Origin of the sequence: Stieleria tagensis (assembly GCF_024129865.1) — a bacterium.
Classification (GTDB): domain Bacteria; phylum Planctomycetota; class Planctomycetia; order Pirellulales; family Pirellulaceae; genus Stieleria; species Stieleria tagensis.
This window is the reverse complement of sequence record NZ_JAMYFE010000060.1, coordinates 136,041-159,105: the sequence shown is the minus strand read 5'-3', so window position 1 is coordinate 159,105 and position 23,065 is coordinate 136,041. Positions and strand designations below refer to the sequence as shown.

Annotated in this window: 15 protein-coding genes; 4 read left to right on the top strand and 11 right to left on the bottom strand. The window is 54.8% G+C overall.

The window, feature by feature from the left end:
* Positions 1 to 4: 4 nt before the first annotated feature.
* From NHH03_RS15470 to NHH03_RS15450, 5 genes are all read right to left on the bottom strand, one after another.
* Positions 5 to 2,377, bottom strand: coding sequence for an ABC transporter permease (locus NHH03_RS15470; protein WP_253157662.1), 2,373 nt, complete (start codon positions 2,375 to 2,377; stop codon positions 5 to 7).
* Positions 2,378 to 2,438: 61 nt separating this feature from the next.
* A complete protein-coding gene (locus NHH03_RS15465; RefSeq protein ID WP_253157660.1) occupies positions 2,439 to 3,161 on the bottom strand; it encodes an ABC transporter ATP-binding protein in 723 nt (240 codons plus the stop codon).
* A 277-nt stretch (positions 3,162 to 3,438) separates the two neighbouring features.
* Positions 3,439 to 4,353: a hypothetical protein gene (locus NHH03_RS15460; RefSeq protein WP_253157657.1), complete on the bottom strand. Its 915-nt coding sequence runs from the start codon at positions 4,351 to 4,353 to the stop codon at positions 3,439 to 3,441.
* A gap of 583 nt (positions 4,354 to 4,936) precedes the next feature.
* On the bottom strand, positions 4,937 to 5,206 hold the full coding sequence (locus tag NHH03_RS15455) for a hypothetical protein (RefSeq protein ID WP_253157654.1): 270 nt from the start codon (positions 5,204 to 5,206) through the stop codon (positions 4,937 to 4,939).
* Between the two features lie 138 nt (positions 5,207 to 5,344).
* Positions 5,345 to 6,400, bottom strand: a complete 1,056-nt coding sequence (locus NHH03_RS15450; protein ID WP_253157652.1) for a YheT family hydrolase — start codon at positions 6,398 to 6,400, stop codon at positions 5,345 to 5,347.
* A 541-nt stretch (positions 6,401 to 6,941) separates the two neighbouring features.
* On the opposite strand from NHH03_RS15450, the gene NHH03_RS15445 reads away from it, so the two are divergent.
* Positions 6,942 to 8,078 carry a baeRF3 domain-containing protein gene (locus NHH03_RS15445; RefSeq protein ID WP_253157649.1) on the top strand — a complete coding sequence of 379 codons (1,137 nt, stop codon included), beginning with the start codon at positions 6,942 to 6,944 and terminating at the stop codon, positions 8,076 to 8,078.
* Positions 8,079 to 8,090: 12 nt separating this feature from the next.
* Positions 8,091 to 9,500 (top strand): phospholipase D-like domain-containing protein, encoded by a 1,410-nt coding sequence (locus NHH03_RS15440; protein ID WP_253157646.1) that lies wholly within the window; start codon positions 8,091 to 8,093, stop codon positions 9,498 to 9,500.
* On the opposite strand, the gene NHH03_RS15435 is transcribed toward NHH03_RS15440, so the two are convergent.
* The 4 genes from NHH03_RS15435 to NHH03_RS15420 all read right to left on the bottom strand — a co-directional run bounded on the left by NHH03_RS15435 (position 9,501) and on the right by NHH03_RS15420 (position 15,189).
* A complete protein-coding gene (locus tag NHH03_RS15435) occupies positions 9,501 to 11,318 on the bottom strand; it encodes an alpha-amylase family glycosyl hydrolase (RefSeq protein WP_253157643.1) in 1,818 nt (605 codons plus the stop codon).
* Between the two features lie 181 nt (positions 11,319 to 11,499).
* A complete protein-coding gene (locus NHH03_RS15430) occupies positions 11,500 to 12,522 on the bottom strand; it encodes an NADP-dependent oxidoreductase (protein WP_253157640.1) in 1,023 nt (340 codons plus the stop codon).
* An 84-nt stretch (positions 12,523 to 12,606) separates the two neighbouring features.
* Complete coding sequence (locus tag NHH03_RS15425; protein WP_253157639.1) at positions 12,607 to 14,025, bottom strand: NAD-dependent succinate-semialdehyde dehydrogenase; 1,419 nt, start codon at positions 14,023 to 14,025, stop codon at positions 12,607 to 12,609.
* Positions 14,026 to 14,049: 24 nt separating this feature from the next.
* Positions 14,050 to 15,189: an endonuclease/exonuclease/phosphatase family protein gene (locus NHH03_RS15420; protein WP_253157636.1), complete on the bottom strand. Its 1,140-nt coding sequence runs from the start codon at positions 15,187 to 15,189 to the stop codon at positions 14,050 to 14,052.
* A gap of 196 nt (positions 15,190 to 15,385) precedes the next feature.
* On the opposite strand from NHH03_RS15420, the gene NHH03_RS15415 reads away from it, so the two are divergent.
* Both NHH03_RS15415 and NHH03_RS15410 read left to right on the top strand, forming a co-directional pair.
* On the top strand, positions 15,386 to 16,120 hold the full coding sequence (locus NHH03_RS15415) for a CDP-alcohol phosphatidyltransferase family protein (protein ID WP_253157634.1): 735 nt from the start codon (positions 15,386 to 15,388) through the stop codon (positions 16,118 to 16,120).
* 916 nt (positions 16,121 to 17,036) lie between these two features.
* A complete protein-coding gene (locus NHH03_RS15410; protein WP_253157632.1) occupies positions 17,037 to 20,105 on the top strand; it encodes a hypothetical protein in 3,069 nt (1,022 codons plus the stop codon).
* A 25-nt stretch (positions 20,106 to 20,130) separates the two neighbouring features.
* Here the strand turns inward: NHH03_RS15410 and NHH03_RS15405 are convergent, their stop codons facing one another.
* Entirely contained in the window at positions 20,131 to 21,867 is a 1,737-nt protein-coding gene (locus NHH03_RS15405) for an RNA polymerase sigma factor (protein WP_253157630.1), read from the bottom strand.
* Positions 21,868 to 21,976: 109 nt separating this feature from the next.
* On the bottom strand, positions 21,977 to 23,062 hold the full coding sequence (locus NHH03_RS15400; protein ID WP_253157627.1) for a Gfo/Idh/MocA family protein: 1,086 nt from the start codon (positions 23,060 to 23,062) through the stop codon (positions 21,977 to 21,979).
* Positions 23,063 to 23,065: the final 3 nt, after the last annotated feature.

Genomic DNA, 23,065 nt, shown 5'->3' with positions numbered 1-23,065 from the left:
CCAGCTATTCTCTCGTTTTCAAAACACCGATTAAATCCAGTTCTCCCACGCGTCGCTGGACAATTCCAGCTGACAGGATCGTTGCCGAAACGACGACCAACGCGGCCATTACAAAGGTGCCACGGTTGATGACCAGTGGGATGCGATAGTTTTCGGTATCTAAACTGGACGTCAGTGCTCCTGCCAAACCGTATCCGATTAACCATCCCACCGGAATTGCAGCGATTGTGAACAGGATGATTTCACCCAGCAAGACGATTGAGACCTCACCATAGCTGAATCCCATCACTCGCATCGTCGCGAAATCACGACTACGCTCGGACAGTGTGATTCGGGCGGTGTTATAGACGACGCCGACCGCGATCACGCCGGCGAACAGGACGATGAATGATCGCATCACCATCAGGTTTTCGGCCACCGTTTTCTGAAACGTTTTCATCGCGGCGTCTTTGATGGTGACGCTGCCCACACCGGGGCGCTGTTCCAATTCGGAAAAGACAGATTCAATTCGATTGGGATCTACTTTCAAGAAAGCGCCCGTCGCAACATTTGATTCCAACAACGCTTTGTGTAGCTGGCCTTTGTTCATGTAGGCGTTGACCCCGGTATACTCCTCGACGATCCCCGATACCTCTAGCATCAATGTCGGACGCTTGTCTTCCAACACTTCGACGACGACCAAGTCACCGATGGTTGCACCGAGTAGTTTGGCCAGTTTGCTGTTGAGCATGATCCCAAATTCGGGGACACGGATGACATTTTCATTCGCATCCAGCAATCGATACAGTTGGGCATCCGGTTGCAATCCCATGATGCCGATTCGGCGCGAACGATTTTGATAGCGGATACGCGTCGCGATGCTGCGGATGGTTTCGCTTTCGAGCACGCCGTGCAACTGTTGGACTTCATGTATGACGGATTCGGTTGCCGGTTCAACAAAGCTGACCGACAGATCCTGGCGCTGGGCCAACCGGAACTGGAAATCCATCATGTAGTCCATCGCGTCGAGCGAGAAGTTTCCCAGAATCATGACGGCGACTGCCATCGAAATTCCGGTCACTGACAACAAAGCTTTAAAGGGTTTGCGAGTGATGTTTCGCAGCACCATGCGGATCTCCGGCGTGAGCGATCGCTGCGGTAGCAATCGTTCGATCCACGACGGACGGTAGCTAGGTGGTGGTTCCGGTCGCATCGCTTCGGCCGGCGGCAGTCGTACGGCGCTGCGAACCGAAAATAGCGTGCCCAGCAAACTTACCGTGGACGTCATCACAAAACTGAGGGCCACCGCCATCCAATCGGGGCGGAAATCCAACGACGGAAACTTATAAAACTCCGCATACATGCCCATCATGTTCGCGCCCATCCAAAACCCCAGCAGCATCCCGATCAGAGTGCCTGTCACGGAAATGACCAGCACCAGATTCAGGTAGTGCGCGCCGATTTCAAAGTTGCTGTAGCCGAAGGCTTTGAGCGTGGCGATCTGTTCGCGCTGTTGACCGATGATACGTGAAATCGCAATGTTCAGCAGAAATGCCGCCACCCCTAGGAAAATCACCGGTGCCATCACAGCCATCCCGCGTAGTTGTGCCAATTCATCACTTAGAAACTGGTGTGAAAGTTGTTCGTCACGGGTGTAGGCACCGACACTGCCGAACGGTTTCAACAATCGGTCGAGTGCAGTGATGGTTTCGTCGACTTGATTTCCATAGGCCAAACGGATGGCAACACTATTAAAGGCACCGGCCATGTCAAATGCGGCTTCCAGATCATTCTCGCTGATCCATATGATTCCGAATCGTTTGTCATCGGGCATGATGCTGCCGGGTTGTACCTGGATCACGTACTCCGGTGACAATGCGATCCCAACAATTGACAAGGCTTGGCTTCTGCCATTAATGATCGCACGAACTTGGTCGCCAGGAACAAATCCATGGGCATCGGCAAAGACTTCCGAGACGACCACTTCACCGGTTCGCAACGGATCGATCATCCGGCCGCGGGCGATGTAGACCTGGTTCAGTCGGCTTTGTCCTGTGTCGGGGATGCTGATCAACCGTGCGGTCGCCGGTTCGGTCATGCCTGGGACGTCCAGTAAAACGTCGTAGACCAAACGCGTTTCAACCGCGGCAACGCCGGGGATCTCTTGCAGACGTGCCCGCAACGCATTGGGGCTGCGGCCGCTGCTAGAAAACACGTCGGCAAACAGAAACTGCTCGTAGAACTGATTCTTACTGGATTCCAGTGATCGGTAGGAACACATTGACATCACGAACACCGCAACGCCGGCTGCAATCACCAAACCGATTGCGATCGCTTGGCCACGCAGTTGGTAGAGGTCACGGAGAAGTTTGCGATCCAGTTTGAGCATAGGGAACATGAAGAGCGTGTGGAAGGCCGCAGGTGGTCACTGTCGAAATGGATTGAGACCTAGCGCTCGTTCACCATTTTAGTTGCGACGCTTCCCATCGATCATCGTTGCATTGAACACCGGAGATCTGACCGTCGGACAACGAAATGACTCGATCTGCCATTTTGGCGATTTCGGCGTTGTGTGTAATCACCGCAGTGGTGGTTCCCAATTCGCGATTGATTCTCGCAATCGCTTGTAACACGATGATCCCGGTGTGCACGTCGAGCGCCCCGGTCGGTTCGTCACAAAGGAGCACCTTGGGGTTCTTGGCAATCGCCCGCGCGATGGCAACTCGCTGTTGTTCACCACCGGACAATTGGGCGGGGAAATGGTTGGCGCGTTCGCCCAGTCCAACGATCTCAAGTGCATCGAGTGCCTGCATCGGCGAATCGGCGATTTCCGTAATCAGTTCCACATTTTCACGAGCGGTTAGGCTGGGGATCAAATTGTAGAACTGGAACACAAACCCCACATTTTTGCGACGGTACCGCGTCAATTGGGCGTCGTCGCTGGCGGTCAAATCGTGATCCAGATAGTGCACGCTACCGGATGTCGGCGAATCCAAGCCACCTAAAATGTTCAGCAACGTGGATTTGCCGCTGCCGGATGCGCCGAGTAACACGACGAATTCGTTCTCGAACAGCTGCATGCTGACCCCACGCAACGCATGCACCTGGACCTCACCCATCTGGTAAATCTTGGTGATGTCGGCGGCGCGAAAGACGGCGGTCGGAGTAGTGGTCGCTGACATGGTTCAAGTAATCAACCAGGTGATGCGTCGCACAATTCTCGGCTTATGGTAACCCGACGCGTCAGCGAGGGATTTAGGGTGTTATCGGGATCCCTCGCTGACGCTTTTTGAAGCCAGCGCTAAACAGCCGTTGCAACTCAAATGACTCGGCAAATTGCCACTTCGATCTCTTCACTCTCCCGCGGGGCGGGCGAGTGAATCGCAAACGCGCCACTTCAAAACTCGCGTGCCGGGTTGCGCGTGCTGGGTTGCGCCGGTGGGAATCGACCGCAGACGATCACTGATCGTTTGAAACATTCAGTGCCAAGATGGGTTGCAACAGGGTTCGCAATTGCGAATTTTGTGAAGCTTGTCCAGCGACCAATGCCGTTGATTTGAGCTGCCTGACGGCCAATTGAGCTTGCGCGATCAAGTCACCGTGATCTTTGATGTGCGCGTATTTCATTTGATTGGCAGTGAGGTGGAGTTGTACCCACTTTGCATCTTGATGATTGCGCGCGGCTTGGTCGGTGTATCGATGGATGGATAGTTTGTCCGCCGGGGCGACCTCGCGTGCTGTTTCACGCAACAGGTTTTTTGCAACATTTGCGTTGTCCGGTCGGCCGATCGGTTCAGACTTGTCGCCCCATTCATAGATCGAATCTTTGGAGAATGGCATCGTGCGAGATTGTGTCATGACGTCACGAGCGGTGATGTGATCCGTCACAGGTCCCGCAATCACATCCGGGTCGGCTGCTGCAATGGCAGCGTTGAGGCCGTCCTGTCTTGCTTCTGCCAACGTGCTGCCGTCCTTTCCTGTATTGTCGATGTAGTTGTCGACGCTGCGGTTTTCGTCTAAGTCGACGCGCAGCTCCCGCTCTACGTCAGACGTGTCACTCGCGATTGCAGGTGACGTTTCACTGGTTGCTGCCGTTTCCGTCTCCGGACTGCTCGTTTGACGCGCAATGCGGACCTGTTTCCATCCAAATTTTTCGAGCGAGTCGATTAGGTCCGTTGATTGTGTGACCACGTTCTTCAATTGCTCGGCAGACTGTCGATCTTTGCTGTACTTGATCGCATCGGTCGCAATTTTTCGGGTGAGGTTCGCGTCGCTCCAGACGATGCCCGCAAGCGCCCAATCGCTGATGCTTTCGGCTGGCTTGGCCGCGGGGGTTTCAGGTGGCTGGATCGCATTCGCGGAGATTGGGAACATTGCAATGACCGTCACGTAGAGCAATGCAGATCGGATTCTGATCGTGTTCATTGAAGTGGCCTTGGGGAAACAGTTGGTAGAGATCGACAGAGGTGTTAATGAATCAGATACCATTGCAGCGCCGGTTTCGTGCGGCAGCTGGGCAGCGGGCAACCGAGCTGTGTTCGGATGGCCCCTTTCGAGATTGCGATTTTATCACAATCCGATGCGTCAGCGAGGGATTAAGCCGGTTGAGGAGATCCCTCGCTCACGCTTCGGGTTGCTAAAAACCAATGCCCCACGCAAAAGCGCTGGCTTCAAAACTGACGCGTTGGGTCACCAAAAAACAATGCCGCATGTGAAAATCGCAGCTCCAAACGTTTCCCGGTCGGGCGACGAATGTTCCCTTGCTGGGTCTAGCCACTAAGGTAAGCGACTGCGTTGTTCCAATGGCAATTGCGTTTCCACAAAATCCTGAAAACGATCGAATTGCGGACCGGTTGGCGCCAAATAGAAAAAGCCGAACGGCTCGCCCAAGCAGTTCGGCTGTCTAGTTGCTTTGCACCGTCAGTGGTTTTACAAGACGACGTGGCTGCGACGCGGTTTATTCATCTGCGGGCAGGTCGATGTCGATGTCTGGAACTTCCACCGTGGTGTCCTTCATCTCCACGTCCACGTCGGGAACCTTCATCGTTTTTTCTTTCATTTGAACATCTACCTCGGGTGCATCCACGTCGAATTCAGGCAGTTTGCCTGGATCGGCGTCCACATCAACGGTAGGAAGTTCACCTTCGGAGGTTTGTTCGACGTCGCAACCGACGGCAGCGAAAAAGAACCCACCGGCACACATCAGAGTTAAGAAATGCTTAATCATGTTTGGACTCACTATTGTTCGTTCAATCTGCTCCGCGTCGACGGCGAAGACTATCGTTTCGGGTAATTCATATAGGTCGACTGGGATCGAGAGAGGTGCAATCGTTATGCCAAACGATCCCTGAAGACGAAAACTATTTCACTGAGTTGGCCGCTTAATGCCATCGATCATCGCGTCGAAGAATTTGGCGGCTGCGTTTTCGTGCCACCTTCCACCGCGTCGGTCCAGGAACCCGGTGTGACCGCCTGATTCGGAAAACGCGGGATAAAGTGGCCCGCCGGGTTGCCAGTCACGATCCAGAAAGGGGGCGTCGTCGACGACCGGATCATCGGAGGCGTGAAACAGAAGGGTTGGCGTCCTGATTTGAGAGAGTACATGGACTGCGGAGTGCGCTCGATAGTAGTCGGCGGCTGACTCGAACCCATACCGTTTTGCAGTGAATTGATCGTCCAACTGCCAAACCGAACTCACGTTGTCGATGATCGAACGTTCCCGAGCCGACAGGTCTGCGGATTCGCGAAGCAGTTCTTTCTGCTGGCGATGTAGCAGGTAGCGATCGAAGACTCGGTTCATTCCTCGCCGTAAATTCCGCGATGTGAGTTCCATATCCAGGGGAGCGGAGACGCTCACTGTGGCAGAAAATTGCGACTCATCACCCGATTCTGCCAGGTAGCAAAGTAGCGGGTTTGCACCGAGTGAAAAGGCGACCGCGGTGATTCCCGATTGAACCCATTGGGGATGCTCCGTAGTCAAGTGACGCAATAACAGTTTGACGTCATCGACGTTGCCAGGATGATGAAGTCCGGTGCATTTGCTGGCGGATCGCCCTGCACCGCGATTGTTCCATAGGATGACAGGGTATCCGGCGTCAAGCAGGTGTTCCGCCATGCTGCGCATGTATCCGCTGAGTGCGTGTCCGCCCATGCCGTGAAAGAGGATCGTGGCTGGTCGGTCGGTTGGTTGCCGCGTTGGAAAGTAGTAACCGCAGAGGACGTCGGGCGGTGTGTTTTGATCTGGGACATTAAAAGGCTGGGCGCCGGGCCAGTTGTCCGGTGTCAATTCAGGTCGCAGCGTTTTGATCGAGACGGTTTGCAACCATCCGCCGCGCCACCATCGGTTGGGGACGAACGGATCGAGCCAGCCGAAGTGGTCGATCGCAAATTCGGGTGCGTTTTGATCGGGCACGTGATTCACGATCGCAGTTCGCAACAGGCCCCGGTACTCGGCCGTCCCCAGGCAGCACGAGCACTCACCATCAACGTCAGGGATGCATCCTGAACGATCATCGCATCTGCCGAACGATCCCCGTGAGAGGAGCGGTTCTTTGGTGGTTCGCAGTCCAAGGTTTTTACAAGCATCTTACGTTTCTACGTTGTTGTGAATCGGCTCTCGAATGGGCTCAACTGAACGTTCAACGTCGCAATCGTCGTGCCGTAATTTTTTCCTTTCGTTTTGAACCGATTGGTGATTGGTGGATTGCATACCAGCTTGGCCGCTTAGCGATCATTCAAGCCGCGCTGCCGGCGGTCGAAGGGTCGCGAACCAATGACGCCCCGTGTTTCGTTCGACCTGATGTTCTGGCATCTGATTTGCGGCGATGTTAAAGCGAGTCGCCAGCGACGACCATAACGAAAGCCAGTGCGTGCCACTTGGGGTGTCTTTGACTCAAAACGCGGCTCGATACCTCGTGTTCATGGTCCGTCCGTCGAATTACACCATCCACCGAGCAATTGCCATGATTGAAAATCCCACTCAAAACGAACTTGTCGAACTGATCAATAAGGAGTCGGGTGTTTGTGTCTCGATCGTGATGCACACTCACGAGCGTGGGCCGAAGACGAAGCAGAATGCAATTCGCTTTAAAAACTTGATGTCTGAAGCGCTCGACAGAGTGGCGGATCGCAATCCCGCGTTGACCAAGCAATTGACGGAGCTCGCCGAACTGGAAAACGACTTCGAATTTTGGCAGCACCAGTCGGCCGGCTACGCACTGTATGTTTGTGATGGGTGCGTGCAGCAATTCAAGATCAGTCATCCGCTGGAAGATGCGGTCTACGTCGTCGACCATTTCCTTGTACGGCCTCTGGCCATCGCGGCCTGTGGAGGTGGTAGCACTCGGGTGTTGGCGATCTCCTGGGAGGCAGCCAAGCTGTATGCCTGTGACGGGCACTCAACCCGTGAGATCAATAGTGATGCGTTTCCGGTTCAGATGAGTGAACTGGTGCCCGAGCGTGATGCCGAAGAACAATTGCAGTACACCACCCATGCCTCCAAAAGTGGGACGTCGGCCGGTGGAGGTTCAACTGCGATGTATCATGGTCATGGCGAGGGGGAAGACAAGATCAAAGCCGACCGCGAACACTATCTGTCTCGAGTCGGTAAAGCAGTCGCAGACGAAATCTACAACACTGCGCACGACCTGTTGGTATTGGCGACCGATGAAGTTGCCGGGCATTTCTCGGCGTGCTGTGATGTGCCCGTCAAGCAGGTGATTCATGCCAGTCCGGACGCTTTGAACGATCAACAGATTTCGGAAAAGATCTTGCAGGCATCTCAAGCAGTCGTCCAGGAATCGCAGCAGGGATTGAACGAGCAGTTAGGGACCGCTCTAGCACAGGATGCGGGTGCCGCCAGTGTCGACCAAGTGCTGATCGAAGCGAGTCGCGGTCGGGTCGCTACACTGCTGTTGGGTGAAGACCGACCGGTGTGGGGGCAATTTAATCGTGATGCCGGCACTGTCAGGCTGGATTCCGAGTCTCACACGGACCTTGCGAATTTGGCTGTGCGCGAGACGTTACAATCTGGCGGTTCCGTTGTGGCAGGCTCCGGTGGTAAAGACAAACATCCGATTGCTGCCATCTATCGCTACTAAACGATTGGCATTTTGTTCTACCTGTACCTCTACCTGGCGATGCTTGTCGGAGCGCTAACCACGCTGATCGCGATGACTGCGATGCGCCAAAGCGAACGTCACAGCGTCGGCAAGTTCGGTTGGCTATTGTTGATCTTGCTCTCGCCGCCGATCGGACTGGTATTGTTCTTGTTCCTGGGTGGCAGGAAAATCTCCGCAGAACATGAGAACCGCGAGATCGTCCAATTGCCCACTCATGCATCGATCGCTGGCGGCGAGAGTCATCCGTTGGCCGAAATCGCAGTCACGCGTGGATTGGTCGCCCCGAGTGATCACAACCGATTGCGAGTGCTGTTGGATCCAGAATCGATGTGGAAGGCACTCTTTGAGGTCGTCGAGTCTGCTGAGCGACGCATCTATGTGCATTCGTTCATTTTGATCGATGATCGAGTTGGACAGCGTTTGATTGACGTGCTGTGTGCTAAAGCGAAAAGCGGTGTGGAAGTGCGGTTGATGATCGACGGCTTTGGCTCATTTACCTTTCCAAACGGATTGCTGGAATCATTGGAACAAGCCGGTGGATACTGCACGCGTTTCAAACCGTTATCGCGGATCGCGAAATTTGCTTATTTGAATTATCGAAATCACCGCAAGCTGATGGTGGTCGATGGCCAACAGGCAATTTTGGGAGGCGCCAATTTTGTTGAATATGAGATGACGCCCACGCCTGACAACGAAACCTGGGTTGACTTTCTTTTGCAAGTTGATGGCCAGGCTGCGCAGCAAATCGAAGCGGTGTTTCTGTCGGATTGGGACTTCGCCACTGAACAGGAATCAAGACCACCTCTCAGCAAGTTGACGACGTCAGTTTCGGAAGCCCAGGGAAATGAATTGGCATCCGAGGATCGAACGATGATGCAGGTGATCCCCGTCGGCCCGGACGGTCCGGATGAAATCTTGGATGATCTATGGCTGGCTGCGATCAATCGAGCCAACGATCGGATTTGGATTGTAACGCCGTACTTTGTGCCTCCACCGACGGCGATGCGGTCGTTGGAAATCGCAGCACGCCGCGGTGTGGACGTGCGTGTGATCGTGCCTGAATCATCCGACATGCCACCGGCCGACGTCGCCCGAGGCGATTACTTGCATGACTTGACCGAATCCGGTGGAAAAGCCCTGTGCTATCCCGATCGAATGGTGCATTCAAAAATGCTGTTGGTTGACGACCAGGTCGCGTATATCGGTTCGGCCAACTTTGACATGCGTAGCTTTTTCTTGAACTATGAGTTGGTCTTGGCGGTGTTTGATCAAACAAAGATTGACGAGCTTGCAACCTGGTACGACAAGCTGTCCGACCAATGCATCGATGATCCGGTTGAAAAAAATTGGCGGCGGCGATTGTTGGGAATCACCGCTCGCGTTTTCGCCGAAGAGATGTAGTCACTGGGGATCCTGTGAATAGATCAATGCGGTGTACGGTGGCAAATGCACGACGCCGCAATACGGTTGATTGTCGTAGGGGGATTCGTTGGCGTTGATTGTCCCACTCGCGGCACCGCCAAAGTCATCGCTGTACGCGGTTCGGTCGCTGCTAAAGCGCCGCACCCAGGTACCGGCGGCCGGCAATCCAAATTGATATTGTTCGTAGAGTTGGTTGGCAAAATTGACAATCACAACGACGTCGTCACCGGGTCCGCCGCGCTCGCTGCGTCGATAGCCGATCACTTTGCCGGACTGATTGAAATGAAAGACATCCACCGATTGGCCGGTCAATCCTTTGGAAACCCCTGATTGGTTTCGACGCAAGCTGATCAGATCGCTGCACAATTGAATGATTCCCGCGTGTTCTTTGGCGTTTCGCCAATCGAGCGGTTGACTATCTTTGAACCAACCGGCCTGCAACAGTTCCTGACCTTGGAACAGCATGGGGATTCCAGGTGCGGTCATGACCAGTGCCAGGCCCAGCGTGGCTCGCTTTTGGGCAAACCAACTGTCGGGATCTTGTTCGTCGACTTCACTGGGCACACGAGACTTTCCGTTGGCGACTTCATCGTGCGATTCCGTGTAGACGACACGTTGAAAGGCGTCTCCGTTGTAATTGTGGTACAGCGCGTCACGGACCTTGTTCATATCGCGCCCCGCATCGCTGGACTGGGTCAGCACGTCGCGGATCGGGTGAACGAATCCTGCATCCCACTGAGTCGAGAATCCAGCACCGCCTTCGATGTCGGATTTGGTCAGGTAGTCGTTGTTTTGTAGGTCCTCTGCAATCGTGATCGCATCAGGGCGCATCGCATGGATTTCTCGATTGACCCATTGGGTCAGTCCCCAGCCTTCGGGAATCTCCGTCTGTGGGCTGCCATCGACGCTGCGGATATACAAGGTCATGTCATAGCGCAAACCGTCGACGTGATAGTCCTGAAACCACATCATCGCGTTGTCGCGGATGTACGAACGGACTTCGCCGCGTCCGTAATCGGGTCGGGTGTCACCCCAAGGGGTCGAACTGCGGTTGTCGTTGTAAAAATAAATGCCGCCCTTGTTGTTTTCACTCCATCCATCAAATTGCCAAAGGTCTAAATCCGACGGACCGAAGTGGTTGTAGACGACATCCAGGATCACCGCAAATCCGGCGCGGTGGGCGGCGCGAACAAAGCGTTTGAATTCCAGTGGACCTCCATAGGCCGTTTCGATCGCATAGGGGTGCGCCGGGTTGTAGCCCCAGGATAAGTCGCCTGCAAATTCCGCGATCGGCATGATTTCCAACGCGTTGACGCCGAGACGTTTCAGATGGTCAAACTTGTCTTGGTAGTCATCGAAGGTGCCAACCGTGTCATCTTTGTGGCGGAAGAACGTACCGATGTGAGTTTCATAAATCACCAACTCGTTCCAGCAGGGCGATTTAAAATCATCCCCTTGCCAATCAAATTCCGGATCATGAATGATTCCGTTTCCGATCGAATTGGTCACTTCTCGAACACGTGGGTCGATTCGGTCGAGCGTTTGGTCGCCATGTGTCATCCGGTACTTGTATTGGTCACCGGATTTCGCGTCGGGGCAATCGAGATACCAACATCCCCCGGGCTCCGATTCCATGACTCCACGCTCCGCCTGCCAATCATTAAAGCTGCCGACCACACAGACCGAATCGGCGTTGGGTGCCCAGACGCGAAACGCCACACCATTGCCATGGGGGATCGGCCCCATGCCATTTTGTTTCGTGCTGCCGGTGGAGACAGGATCAGTCGCCGTGCTCATCGTTTGGACTCGTGAAGAAGAGAAACAAAGAATCGATCTATCAAAGCAAGATAAGATTACCAGTGCGGCAATACCAGCAGGACGCGCGAGCGAGTGGATTTACTACACTCGCCGGGTTGTGATACAGAACGCAACATTAAAACGCGCGTCGTGCGGCGATTGGTTGCTCAGTTCATTCGGTTCAGCGGATGCGGACGAGTGATTTCCCGAGATTGTCGCCCGAGAAGAGTCCGAGAAAGGCTTGGGGAGAATTCTCTAAACCGGTGGTGACGGTTTCTTCCCAAACCACTTTTCCACTCTTGATCCAGGCCGACATGTCGCGGACGAATTCGTCGTAGTCGGCCATGTGATCACGAACGATGAAACCCTGCATCCGGATCCGTTTGGCGATGATTTGAAACAGGTTGTGCGGGGCCTTCGGCGGTTCGGTAGCGTTATAAGTGGAGATCATCCCGCAGGCGACGACGCAGCCAAAATCATTTAGCTGATCCAAAGCGGCTTCCAAATGATCGCCGCCGACGTTGTCAAAGTAGACATCGATCCCATCGGGCGCCAGCGCCTTGAGCGCCGCTGACAGGTCTTCGGTTTGCTTGTAATGGATCAGCCCATCGAGCTTTGCTTTGTCACGCAACCAATCCAGTTTTTCTTGCTGGCCGGCGCTGCCGATCACTTGGCAATCATAGGCCTTGGCGATTTGGCAAACGATCGAGCCGACGGCGCCCGATGCCGCCGAGACGAACACCGTGTTATTGCTGCTAAGGTTGGCGATGCGTTTGAGTCCGACCCAGGCGGTCATCCCGGTCATGCCGAGTGCGCCCAGGTAGGACTGGATCGGTGCCAGATCTGGGTCCAGTTTCGTGACACCTTCGCCGGATGATTTCCAGTACTCACGCCAACCCTGGTTGCCCAAAACAAAATCGTCCACCGAAAATTTGTCCGATCGGGACTCAATGACTTTGCCAACACAACCGCCGTCCAAGGGCTGACCCAATTGGAAGGCTTGGACGTAGCTGTCGCCCTCTTTCATTCGGCCACGCATGTAGGGGTCGACCGACATCCAGTGGTTTTCAACCAGGAATTCACCATCGGTGATCGGCGTCAGTTCCGCCGTGACCATTTCAAAATCACTTTCCAACGGAACGCCGTCGGGCCGTGACGCCAATTGAATTTGACGGCTTTCGATTTTATGTTCGGTCGATGTCATGAGTTGAATTTCCTTGTTTTTCGGTGCAGACGTCAGAGATCCGTTTACAAATGCTCTGCCGGTCACCAACGCATCACGGGGCAATCATCGGGCGCCGCGGTGGATCAGTTTCTTGTTCACAAATTCCAAGATACCTAAATGGGAAAGCTCGCGACCGTAGCCGGAGTTTTTGATGCCGCCAAATGGCAGTTCGGCCTGGGACTTGGTCGGTTGATTGATGAACACCATCCCCGATTCAATTTGCTCGGCCACGCGACAGCCCCGGTCGACGTCTTGGGTGTAGACGCTGCCGCCGAGTCCAAAGGACGATCGGTTGGCCAATTCAATTGCCTCGGCTTCATCTTTGACAACGTGCACCGTCGCCACGGGGCCGAAGAGTTCTTGGTCGAACGTCGGCATGTCATCTGTGACGCCGGTTAAAATGGTCGGATTGAAATAGGCGCCCGTGCGATCGGGGCGTCCGCCGCCCAGTACCACATTGGCGCCAGCGTTGATCGCCGATTCGACCTGATGATGCAATTTGACAGCGGCCTCTTCGGACGACAGTGGCGCCAGCGTGGTGTTCTCGTCGAGGGGATCGCCCGGTCGCAGTTGGCTCATCTGGTTTTTGAAAGCCGCCAAGAACTGGTCGGCGACGGATGAAACCACGATGAATCGTTTCGAGGCGACACAGGACTGGCCGGCATTGACCATTCGGCCTTTGACCGCCGACTCGACGGTGTGTTCCAGATCCGCATCTTCGAGAACGATGAACGGATCGTTTCCGCCGAGTTCCAGTACGGAGCGTTTCAAGTGCTTGCCAGCCGATGCGGCAACCGCGGCGCCGGCTTTTTCGCTACCCGTCAACGACACGCCTTGCACTCGTTTGTCGGCGATGATCGCCTCGACAAACTCTGAAGGGATGAACAGGTTGGTGTAGACGCCCTCTGGCAACCCACACTCGGCGAACAAGTCTTCGATGGCTTGCGCACACTGTGGGACATTGCTGGCGTGTTTGACCATCACCGTATTGCCCGCCATCAGATTCGGGGTGGCAAATCGAACGACCTGGTAGAACGGGAAATTCCATGGCATCACTCCCAATAGAGGGCCCAATGGAGTGTACTGCAGATACGCGTCGACTCCCGCGACGTCCATCGGTTCGTCTGCCAAAAACGTCTCGGCGCCCTGGGCATAGAATTCCGAAATTTTGGCGCAGTATTCGATTTCGTACTGACTCTCGGAAATTCGTTTCCCCATATCCAGGGTGATCAATCGCGCGAACTCATCGGCGCGATGGCGCAGTTGATCGGCGAACGCCAGCATGATTTTTTTTCGCTGCGCAAACGTGCTCTTGCGCCATTGACGAAATGCTTGATCCGATTTCTCGACCGCCGCCAACGTTTGATCTTTGGTCAGTGGTCGGAAAGTCTTGATCGGTGCATTGGTCGCTGGATTGATGCTGGCGATACTCATCTCGAATCCTCTCTCGGTTTGCCGCTCGTCGGGAAAGAGTCCTTTCACCGCAATCCATGTGCCGAACCGCCGCTACTGTGTCGCGGCCTGTTGTTGGGGGTGATCGATCGGCTCCGCTTTCATTTGATCATCTTCTTCTGCCCGCTCCAGACGCTCCTCAGCCTCCTCGGCGTCACTCTCTTTTTCCTCCAGCACTTCGTGTTCGTAGTGGCGTTCCGGTTGGAACTGCAGGTCGATCAGGATTGGGAAATGGTCCGATCCGACGTGTGGCAAGCGTTCCAGGCCACGCAGCGTGAAATGCGGAGAATGAAAGATGTGGTCCAGCGGGAATCGCATCCACCAGTGATCTGCATGAAAGGTGCTGAACAGCCCTCGCCCGCGCCGTGGATCGAGCAACCCACTGGTGCGTAAGAACAATCGCGTGGTTTGAGACCAAGCGACGTCGTTCAAATCGCCCCCAATGATCACCGGACCGAGATCCTGTTTCAGTTCTTCGCCCCACAGCACAAGTTCTGCGTCCCGGGCGGTCGAGTCGTTGTCGCGAATCGGTTCGGGGGGGCGTGGGTGCACCGCCACCAAGCGAACTTTTTGGCCGTTTTTCATCCGGATCAACGCATCAATCGACGGCACATCCTCTTGAACCACGCGACAGACTTGATGACTCTCGATTGGCAGGCGTGAGAGCATCATCATTCCGTACCAGTTGTCCTGCGGTTGCAGCACTTGGTAGGGAAATTCATCAATCAGTGGTTCGATGGCCTGGATCCATTTTTCATCGACTTCCAAAGCCACCAGAATGTCCGGTTGAGCTGCACGGACCACCTGGCACCAACGGTCGTAGTGATCGTTTTCCAGTTTGACGTTCGAAAGCAGCACTCGCAGGTGAGAATCGTCCAGCGTGGTCGATTGGCAACCAGTTGGATCAAAAGCTTTCGCCTGGGTCGGTGTCAGTGGTGTGTAGGGTGCGATGCGGCACAGGTGCCAAACGACCAATGAAAGGGTTAGCAAACCGATTGCCCACGAAACGGGAGTTGCTGATGGCGCCAGCCACTGATCGGTGGCGCGATGCAGCAGGTAGATGGCAATCGCGATGGCAACAATCTGTACGCGTGGAAAATCCCAACCACGGACAAACCAATGGGGATTTGAACTCAGGCTCAGCAGCGAACCGCACAACAGAGCGATGATCAGCAGCAGGAAAATAACGTGCATGGGAATTTCGCCAGGATCTCGACCGATGTTGGGCGGCAAGAGTTAGAAGGGATTCGGGATGCGAAATCAACGGGTTGGCAAACGTCATTCCATTTCTCCGCGCCCCGCCGATGTGGCCACGGTAGATTCCCGGCATGCAGTTTGCCCCCATCCATGGTCATTGAGTCCCTGGTTGTCCACTCATTATCGAGACTTCATGGCTATCGAACCGAAGCGATTCTCCATTAAACGCGTGTTAGCGTATTCGGTCCATTTGCTAACTGTGTCGGGGATCGTGCCGGCTGCCTTGGCGGTGATGCAGATCGCAAGTCCCGATTGTGATCCGCGTTTGGTTTTTCTTTGGCTGCTCTTGGCCACGCTGATCGATGCGATTGACGGTCCCTTGGCGCGAAAGTTTGATGTCAAACACCATGCGCCTGCAATCGATGGTCGGACGATTGACGACTTGCTGGACTATTTGACGTTTGCCTTTATCCCGCTGCTGCTGATTTGGCGGATGGATTGGATGCCGCCCGGTTGGTCGTGGACCGTGATCGTTGCGATGGGCGCTAGCCTGATCGGTTTTGCGCACTCCGAGGCCAAGGACGAAACGCATGGATTCTTTCGTGGTTTTCCCTCTTACTGGAATGCCTTTGCACTGTATGCCGGGATTCTTTCAACCCTGCTGTCACCCTGGTTGACCGCCGCCCTGTTGTGGGTGTTGACGGTCCTGACCGTCTCGCCGGTTCGAGTGCTGTACCCCAATCTGGCACCCGCAAGATGGAAACCGATCGTTTTGACCGGCGCCCTGATTTGGGCCGGATCAATGTTGTATCTGTTGTACGATTTCCCCCGACCCTCCCTTTGGGCGGTGGGGATTTCCCTGCTGTACCCGCTGTTTTATGCCCTGCTGTCGTTCTACCTGTGGCACGATCGCGACGTGCAGCAATGACCTATCGGCTTGTCCCTGCGTTCACAGATTTAACGCATCATTGGGTCGGAAGACCGCCGGTGAGATGCAGCACCTGCCCACGCTTATGAAGATCCCGTCGCATATTGGGTCGCCCTTGAGGGAATATGCTTGACTAGCACCTGCCGGGTGGTTAGATAGTAGTTCTGTGGTGTCGGTGAGATCGATGGAAGCACAGGGACTGCGAACGGCTATGAAGACTGACGAGATCAAATCAATCGAAGAAGTCGTTTCTGAAGAGGCCGCTGAGATAAAAACTCGGCGCGAGGTGGCGGGTCTGCCAGAGATTTCCGATCAACAGGGTCTGGTGGGACTGTCACTTTCTGGCGGTGGACTCCGTTCGGCGTGCTTTTCCATTGGTATCGTTCAATCTCTGTATCAATCGGGATTCTGGAAACGGATCGATTATCTCTCGTCCGTCTCTGGGGGCGGATACACAGCGGGCTATCTGACGAACCAGTTGGTCCGCAACGAGGTTCCGTTCGACGGCAAGAATTTTCCCTTAGCATCACAGCGGGTGGATTGTCCCGAAACAGAAAATCCAGTCAGCTCGAGCCAAGAGGCGAGCGGTTCTAAAAATCCAGAGAGCGCGACTGAGCCAGCCAGCGCAGTAGAGTCTGCAGACAAACCAGGGTCAGGGACTTCCCGACAGGAGGAGCGTGATTGGAGATTTGGGAAGCAATCACGGCAGGTTCGGCAGCTGATTCATAGCGGATACTACCTCTTCCGACCGGGATTTTTTGCCAATCGATATTTGTTCGGCCTTGTCCTGATCAACACAGCGGCCTTTTCACTCGTGATTGCAATCACATCGTTTTTGGCTTGGCTGTGGCGCTGTCTGGACTACGAATTTGTTCGACGCAACGCGAACTTGTTGAATCTGGATAGCGATCTTCTGATGCCATTTGTTCCGGCAGCGATCTTGGCAACTCTTTGGCTGACCACCTGGATCATTTCAATTTGGCGGCGCAATGATCAATCGACCGGAGCAATCGCCAGGCGGATCATGTACCTGATGATACCGGCGTTGCTAATTGGATTCGCATTGGTGATCGGCAACGGCGACAATGCCGGTGCGGGGGTCGAGAATCTAACGGGTGCGCAGACATTTCAAGTCCCATCGTCGATTTGGGCGACAATCACTGGCATCATCGGTGCCTCGTTGCTGCCCTGGTTGCGTCCACATCGAATTCTGCAAAGCGGTATCAATCCGCAAAGCCCTTTGGAACGCTATGTCTTTCTGCTTGCGAGCGTGGCGTTGCTAGTTGGGTTGCCGCTGCTGATGGTCGGTTACTTTTCACGCGAGAATATCAGTGGATTCAATAACCATCCGTATCGATCGATGGTCGGCGGTGATCTAAAGGAAATTGGTATTGTGTCGTCTCTCGTATTGCCACCGGTGGAGCATTTCCAGCAGGCAAACAATCGACTGCAACATTTTCCTGGCGTCCGTTCCACCCTCCTCGACTCGGAGCCCAACCGGGACGACGGAGGTCAAACAGGCGTCGCAGGGCTACCAGATTTCGAGAGTGATTCGCTCCGTGAAAAAGTCTATCAGTCCATGCGCCGAACGCTACACGGTGCCACGCCGGATGCGGATCGACGAGTCGCTCACGACGACACAATCGACGTAGGAGTTGCACCACAGCCGAAGCAGTCATATGCAGCTTGGACGCATCCGTCGGGCTACCAACAAATCTTACGAAAGTTGCTGAGTCCGGCGATCGTATCGGCTGATTTGATCAATCAACGGGTGTTGTTGGCTGATAATTCGACGATCGAGGACTTACAGACCGACGAACCACTGGATCGGGTGGAAGCGGCCGACGCGTTAGCCGCTGCGGCGTCTCTCGATTTGGATCAACTCCAAGCCGTTCGAGACGAATACGACTCGATTGCGTTCTCCTATCGCCAACTCGAGGGGAATGATCTTGTGCAAGCCAACTCGCTATTGGTTCACGCGCTCCTCTGTAGCGCGACCGCGGGGCATCTGATCCAACCGCCGGTCGACGCAGCCCAGGTAATCCTGAAAGACGATGTTCGTTATCATCGCACCGGCCTGTCAAACACCTTTCGCCAGTGGTATCACAACGTTGGGCATTGGTTGGGGGTGGATCAAGGAAATCAAACGTCTCGCTATCTAAACGCCAGACAAATCCAAACGAGGATCGGCGACTGTTTGGCAAGATCATTCGATTCTGCGCTGTTGGACGATATGGTCCTTCGAAGTGAGTTGCTTGGGCGGTGTGCGCGATTGGTGAACGTCAAGGCAACGGACGGGACGGTCCCCGTAAAACTTCCTACGGAAATTCGTGCGGTGATCGATGCGTCCAAGTTCACGGAACATCTTCCGCTGCAGATTGATGCCGGGCGGCAACTCTCGCGGTTGGCTTTCGAAACTCTGGTTCCCGATGCTTTTTTAGCAAGATCTGAAGTTCGCCGCATGATCACCCATTCGGAAGACCAATGGGTTCGTCTCTCGATTTGTGGCTTCGCATCGTTGGTGTTCTTAGTTGCGGGAACCGGAGTGAATTTGAATACGGTGTCCTTGCATCGTTACTACCGAAACCGAATTGCTCAAGCGTTTGTCGCGACCAGCGATGGTCGTGACGCATCGATCCCCTTGTCGCGCGTTGACACCTGTAAATACGGTGGACCCTACCATCTGATCACCGGTGCGATCACAGTGTGGCGCAATCACATGATGCAAAAAAATGCTCTACCCAAAGATTGGGCATTGCCTGAAACCCATGCCGAAGCGAGCAGCAGTTTACGAACTCAAGACAGCTTTCTGATGTCGAAACACCACTGTGGATCAGAATTGACCGGATTCACCGCGACTGAGTCCTACGAGAATCGAGTGCCCGGTTCGTTGACCCCGTTCGATTTGGCAGACGCGATTGCGGTTAGCGGAGCAGCAGTGAGTCCCGGTAACGTCACCAATCCGATGATCGCCGCGCTGATGGTGATCCTAAACCTTCGACTCGGACAGTGGATGCCGAATCCAAAAATCATCCCCAAGACGTTTCCCAACATGGCGGGGCGTTTGATCGATCTGGTCCGCCCTTGGCGCAAACGACGTTACTACTTCGTCACCGACGGTGGTGTCCATGAAAATTTGGGTTTGGTTCAATTGCTCAAGCGTCGATGTCGTCTAATCATTTGTGTTGATGCTAGCTGTGATCCCAAACATCAGTACGCAGACTTGGCCCGAGCGATCGCGGATGTCCGAGTGCACAATGGAGTTCGATTTGTCGAGATCGAACGGGAACACGACACCCACTCGGTTGCATTTGCTTTGCCAGAACTACGACCCTGTGTCGGTGAAGACGAATCCGTGGGCGCACTCGCGCAGTCGCACTTCAAGGTCGGGAGGATTCTGTACGAAGATGGAACTCCCGCAACCTTTGTTTTTGTCAAACCATCCTTGACCGGCGACGAAAGCATCGACCTTCTGCACTACCGCGCCAAGAACAATGATTTTCCGCATCAATCGACCTCGGACCAATTCTACGACCCCACCCAAGTCGAAGCCTATCGACGATTGGGAGAACACATTGGCAAACGGATCGCTCGCGCCATTGCCGGGCCTAAAGCAGAGATTGACAACGAAATGACGGTCACTGAAATTGCTGAAGCGTTGGAGCAATACGAATGTCTGAAAGCAGATCCCTGCGAGCCACAGCACCAGATTGTGTTGATCGAGAAGATCGTCCCTTGGCTGTCCAATCGGCGTTGGAAACCAATCGACATCGGTGAGAAACAATACGCCGCGTTTCGCAGCGAATTTAAATCGACTGATGCGACTTTGTTGGCAAAGTGCTTGGCTGAAATTGCACTGAATTCCAAACTGTCCCAGAATACGCGTCACCGTGCCGGAGAACTGATTCGGCATCTCATTCCCATGCCCTACGAAGACTTTCGCGACGATTCCGACGCTGCAGCAGCAAGGACTGCAAAACGCTGACTGGTCGCTCTAAGGTATCAATACGCTACCGCACTACGGCTCGTTTTCGCCGAAATGCCAACGCAAACATGACTGGCAACAAGACCAGCAGCAGGGCTGTGCTGGCGAGCGGTCCGGGTGCGATGGAGGCAGAGGATCGCAGCAATGACTCGGCCGTCGTGATGGAGACGGTCGATTGAAAAAAGCTAATGGCGGCTTCGGTGTTGGCTTCCGGGGCGATGGCGGTTTCACCGGCGGCGTATTTTCCAGCGACTGCGACCACTCCCTTAGCAGCGTAGGCACCTGCGGTCATCACGCCGACGGCAACCACGCCCAAGGCAACCACCGCGGTGCTGAATCCACCGACTGCAATGATTCCGCCCACGATCACCGCCAACGAAATCACGCCGATCGAGACGACGCCGACAGAGCAGACACCAAACGAGAGAATCCCGGCTGCGAAGGTGCCGATGGCAATTGGTCCGATGGCAAGATTTCCAAGTGCGATGATTCGACCATGCGCTCGATCTCCGATTGCGATCCATCCATGGGCTGTTGTCTTGCCGATGCCAGCGGACTTTGTCGACGGCATCGGATCGGCAAACGCGATGTCAATCAGCGGCAGTCCCATCACCAACGTCTTGCTAGACCAACGACGGCCTTCCCAGCGTGATGCGACGGTTTGAATTTTTTGGTGAGTCGGCAAGGTCGGCGTTTCAGCGTTTCGCTCCTGAAGTTGCAGTCGCTGGTGAGCACGCATCACCCAGAAGATCCAGGTGCAGTTGCACGTCATGAAAAACAGCATCCAACCGGCCAGAGCCAGTCCATAGCCGTTCTTTCCGAGCGTTAGGTACGGCTTCCAGCCCAGTTGCATGGCAGCAAATGGCAATGAAAAAAGGCACAGCCCCAGGCCGTACACCAGACTCTGGCGGACGATCAGTTGACGTTGACTTTGGTACTCCGCAGTCGCCCAGCCGATCCAGCTTCCCAGCAGGCCGCCGGCGATTCCAAATGCGGTCCCCGATGCCGCGCTGGCAGTTCCATAGCCGATGGCTGTTGCCGTGGAGCTCAGCTTTGTTGTCGCGAAAGCACTCGTTCCGATCCCGGTTGCAGTTGCCGTTTTTCCCGACGCCAGCAGACTCATCACTGCGACCGTGAATGCTCCCTTGGGTGCGGATTGACGCAAGGCTCTCTCGATCGCTGCATTGACCTCCTGCCGCAGCATTTGGCGGCCTCGCGAAAGACGCTGTTTGACCGCAGCAGGTGACAATTGCAATGCTTCGGCCACTTCCGCGACGGATTGTTCCTGGCGATAGAACAACACCAATGGTTCGCGAAATGATTCTGGCAATCGTTCCAGCGTTGTCCACACCAGATCCAGTTCTTCGTCGTCACGACCGGTTTGATCGACCGCCTGCGTCAGTTTGTTTTTTGAAAACGTCACTGTCGTTTCAGTGGTCAATTCTTGCATCGAGGGAGGCAATCGCCGCAGCCATTGCTTGGCCTGGTTGCGAGCGATCGTGGCCAACCAGCTTTTCAAACGCGACCGATCTCGCAGCGTCTGGAGTTGATGCCAGGCGATCAGGAATGTTTCTTGACCGATATCCTCGCTGGCCGCCCGGTCGCCGACGATGCTATAGGCGACCGAACAGACGAGCGTTTGGTAGCGCCTGACAAGCTGTTCAAAAGCGATGCGGTCGCCGGTGCTGCACGCGTCCAGCAATTGGTCGTCCGTCGATTCGTTCATCCATTCGTCCGCTTTGCCAGTATCGGTCAGTGCCATTTGTTTTTTCCCGCGTTGATGCCCTCTAGAACAGATGCAGCGGACGCACAAATGGTGACACGATTTTAAGATTTTCCTGTGGCAATCGGTTGCAAGGCCGCGGCGGTTCTCAGTCGGTGGATGTCTCGATCAGCGGGAGCGTCCGCTTTTGCTCGGCACTTCGGATTGCCGTCTCGATGATTTGCTGGCCGATGCGAGCGATCGCGGGCGATAATGGGCCCTCGATCGGCAGGCCCTCCCGCAGTCGGGTGAGCGTGTATTCGATTCCGTTTCGCTCGCCCAGCGGCAGTTGATCGACGGGCTGATCAAACCCTTCCGGGTGTTCCTGGGTCTGGACACGCACAGTCGATTCATAATCGTAGCTGGAGATCGTGCCGCCGCTGCCACGGACGACATAGCCACATTTGGGTTGCGGTTGGTGTACCCAGGGATCCGTAAAGGTTCCCCAGCGGGTTTCGAATTTTGACAACCCATTTGCATAGCGAGCAATCGTGACGCTGTGCTCGTCGACTTCCACACCGGGCGTGGCGGTCGTCACGGCAGTGACTTCGATCGGTTTTTGTCCGCCATTGAACCAGGTTCCCATGGTCACACCATATCCCAAGTAGTCACGCAACGAACCGCCACCGGATTCCAGCTTGTACCACCAACTCTGTTTCTTGTCCTCCAGTGTCGGTTGATACTCGACTTTGTCCGCGCCGTGATACAGTGGGCCTCGGTTACCGCCGTAGTGATGGACTTCGAAGACATCACCGATCACACCGTCGGCAATCAAACGCGAGGCGGTGTAGTGGCTACGATCCCAGCGAGAGGGCCAATTGATCACCAGTTGTTTGCCAGTGGGTTCAACCGCGGCAATCATGCGGTCTGCATCGGCCAGCGAAGCGGCAAACGGTTTTTCAACGAGCAGGTGGGCACCAAAGGGTGCAATTCGCTCCGTCCACAACGCGTGTTCGCCGGTCGGAGGGCAGAGAATGACCAGATCTGGCTGAGTGGTTTCCATGCATCGCTGATAATCGGTGAAGACCTGAGATGTCGACAGATTGAGCGCTTCGACCGCGGCGTTCATGGCACCGGGCTGTTCATCACAGATGCCGACGATCTCCGCCTCGGGATGATCTTGCACGTTACGCAGCAAGTCTCCCATGTGCATGTGCGAAAAATTGATTCCGGCAATTCGCCAAGGTTTCGTCATGTT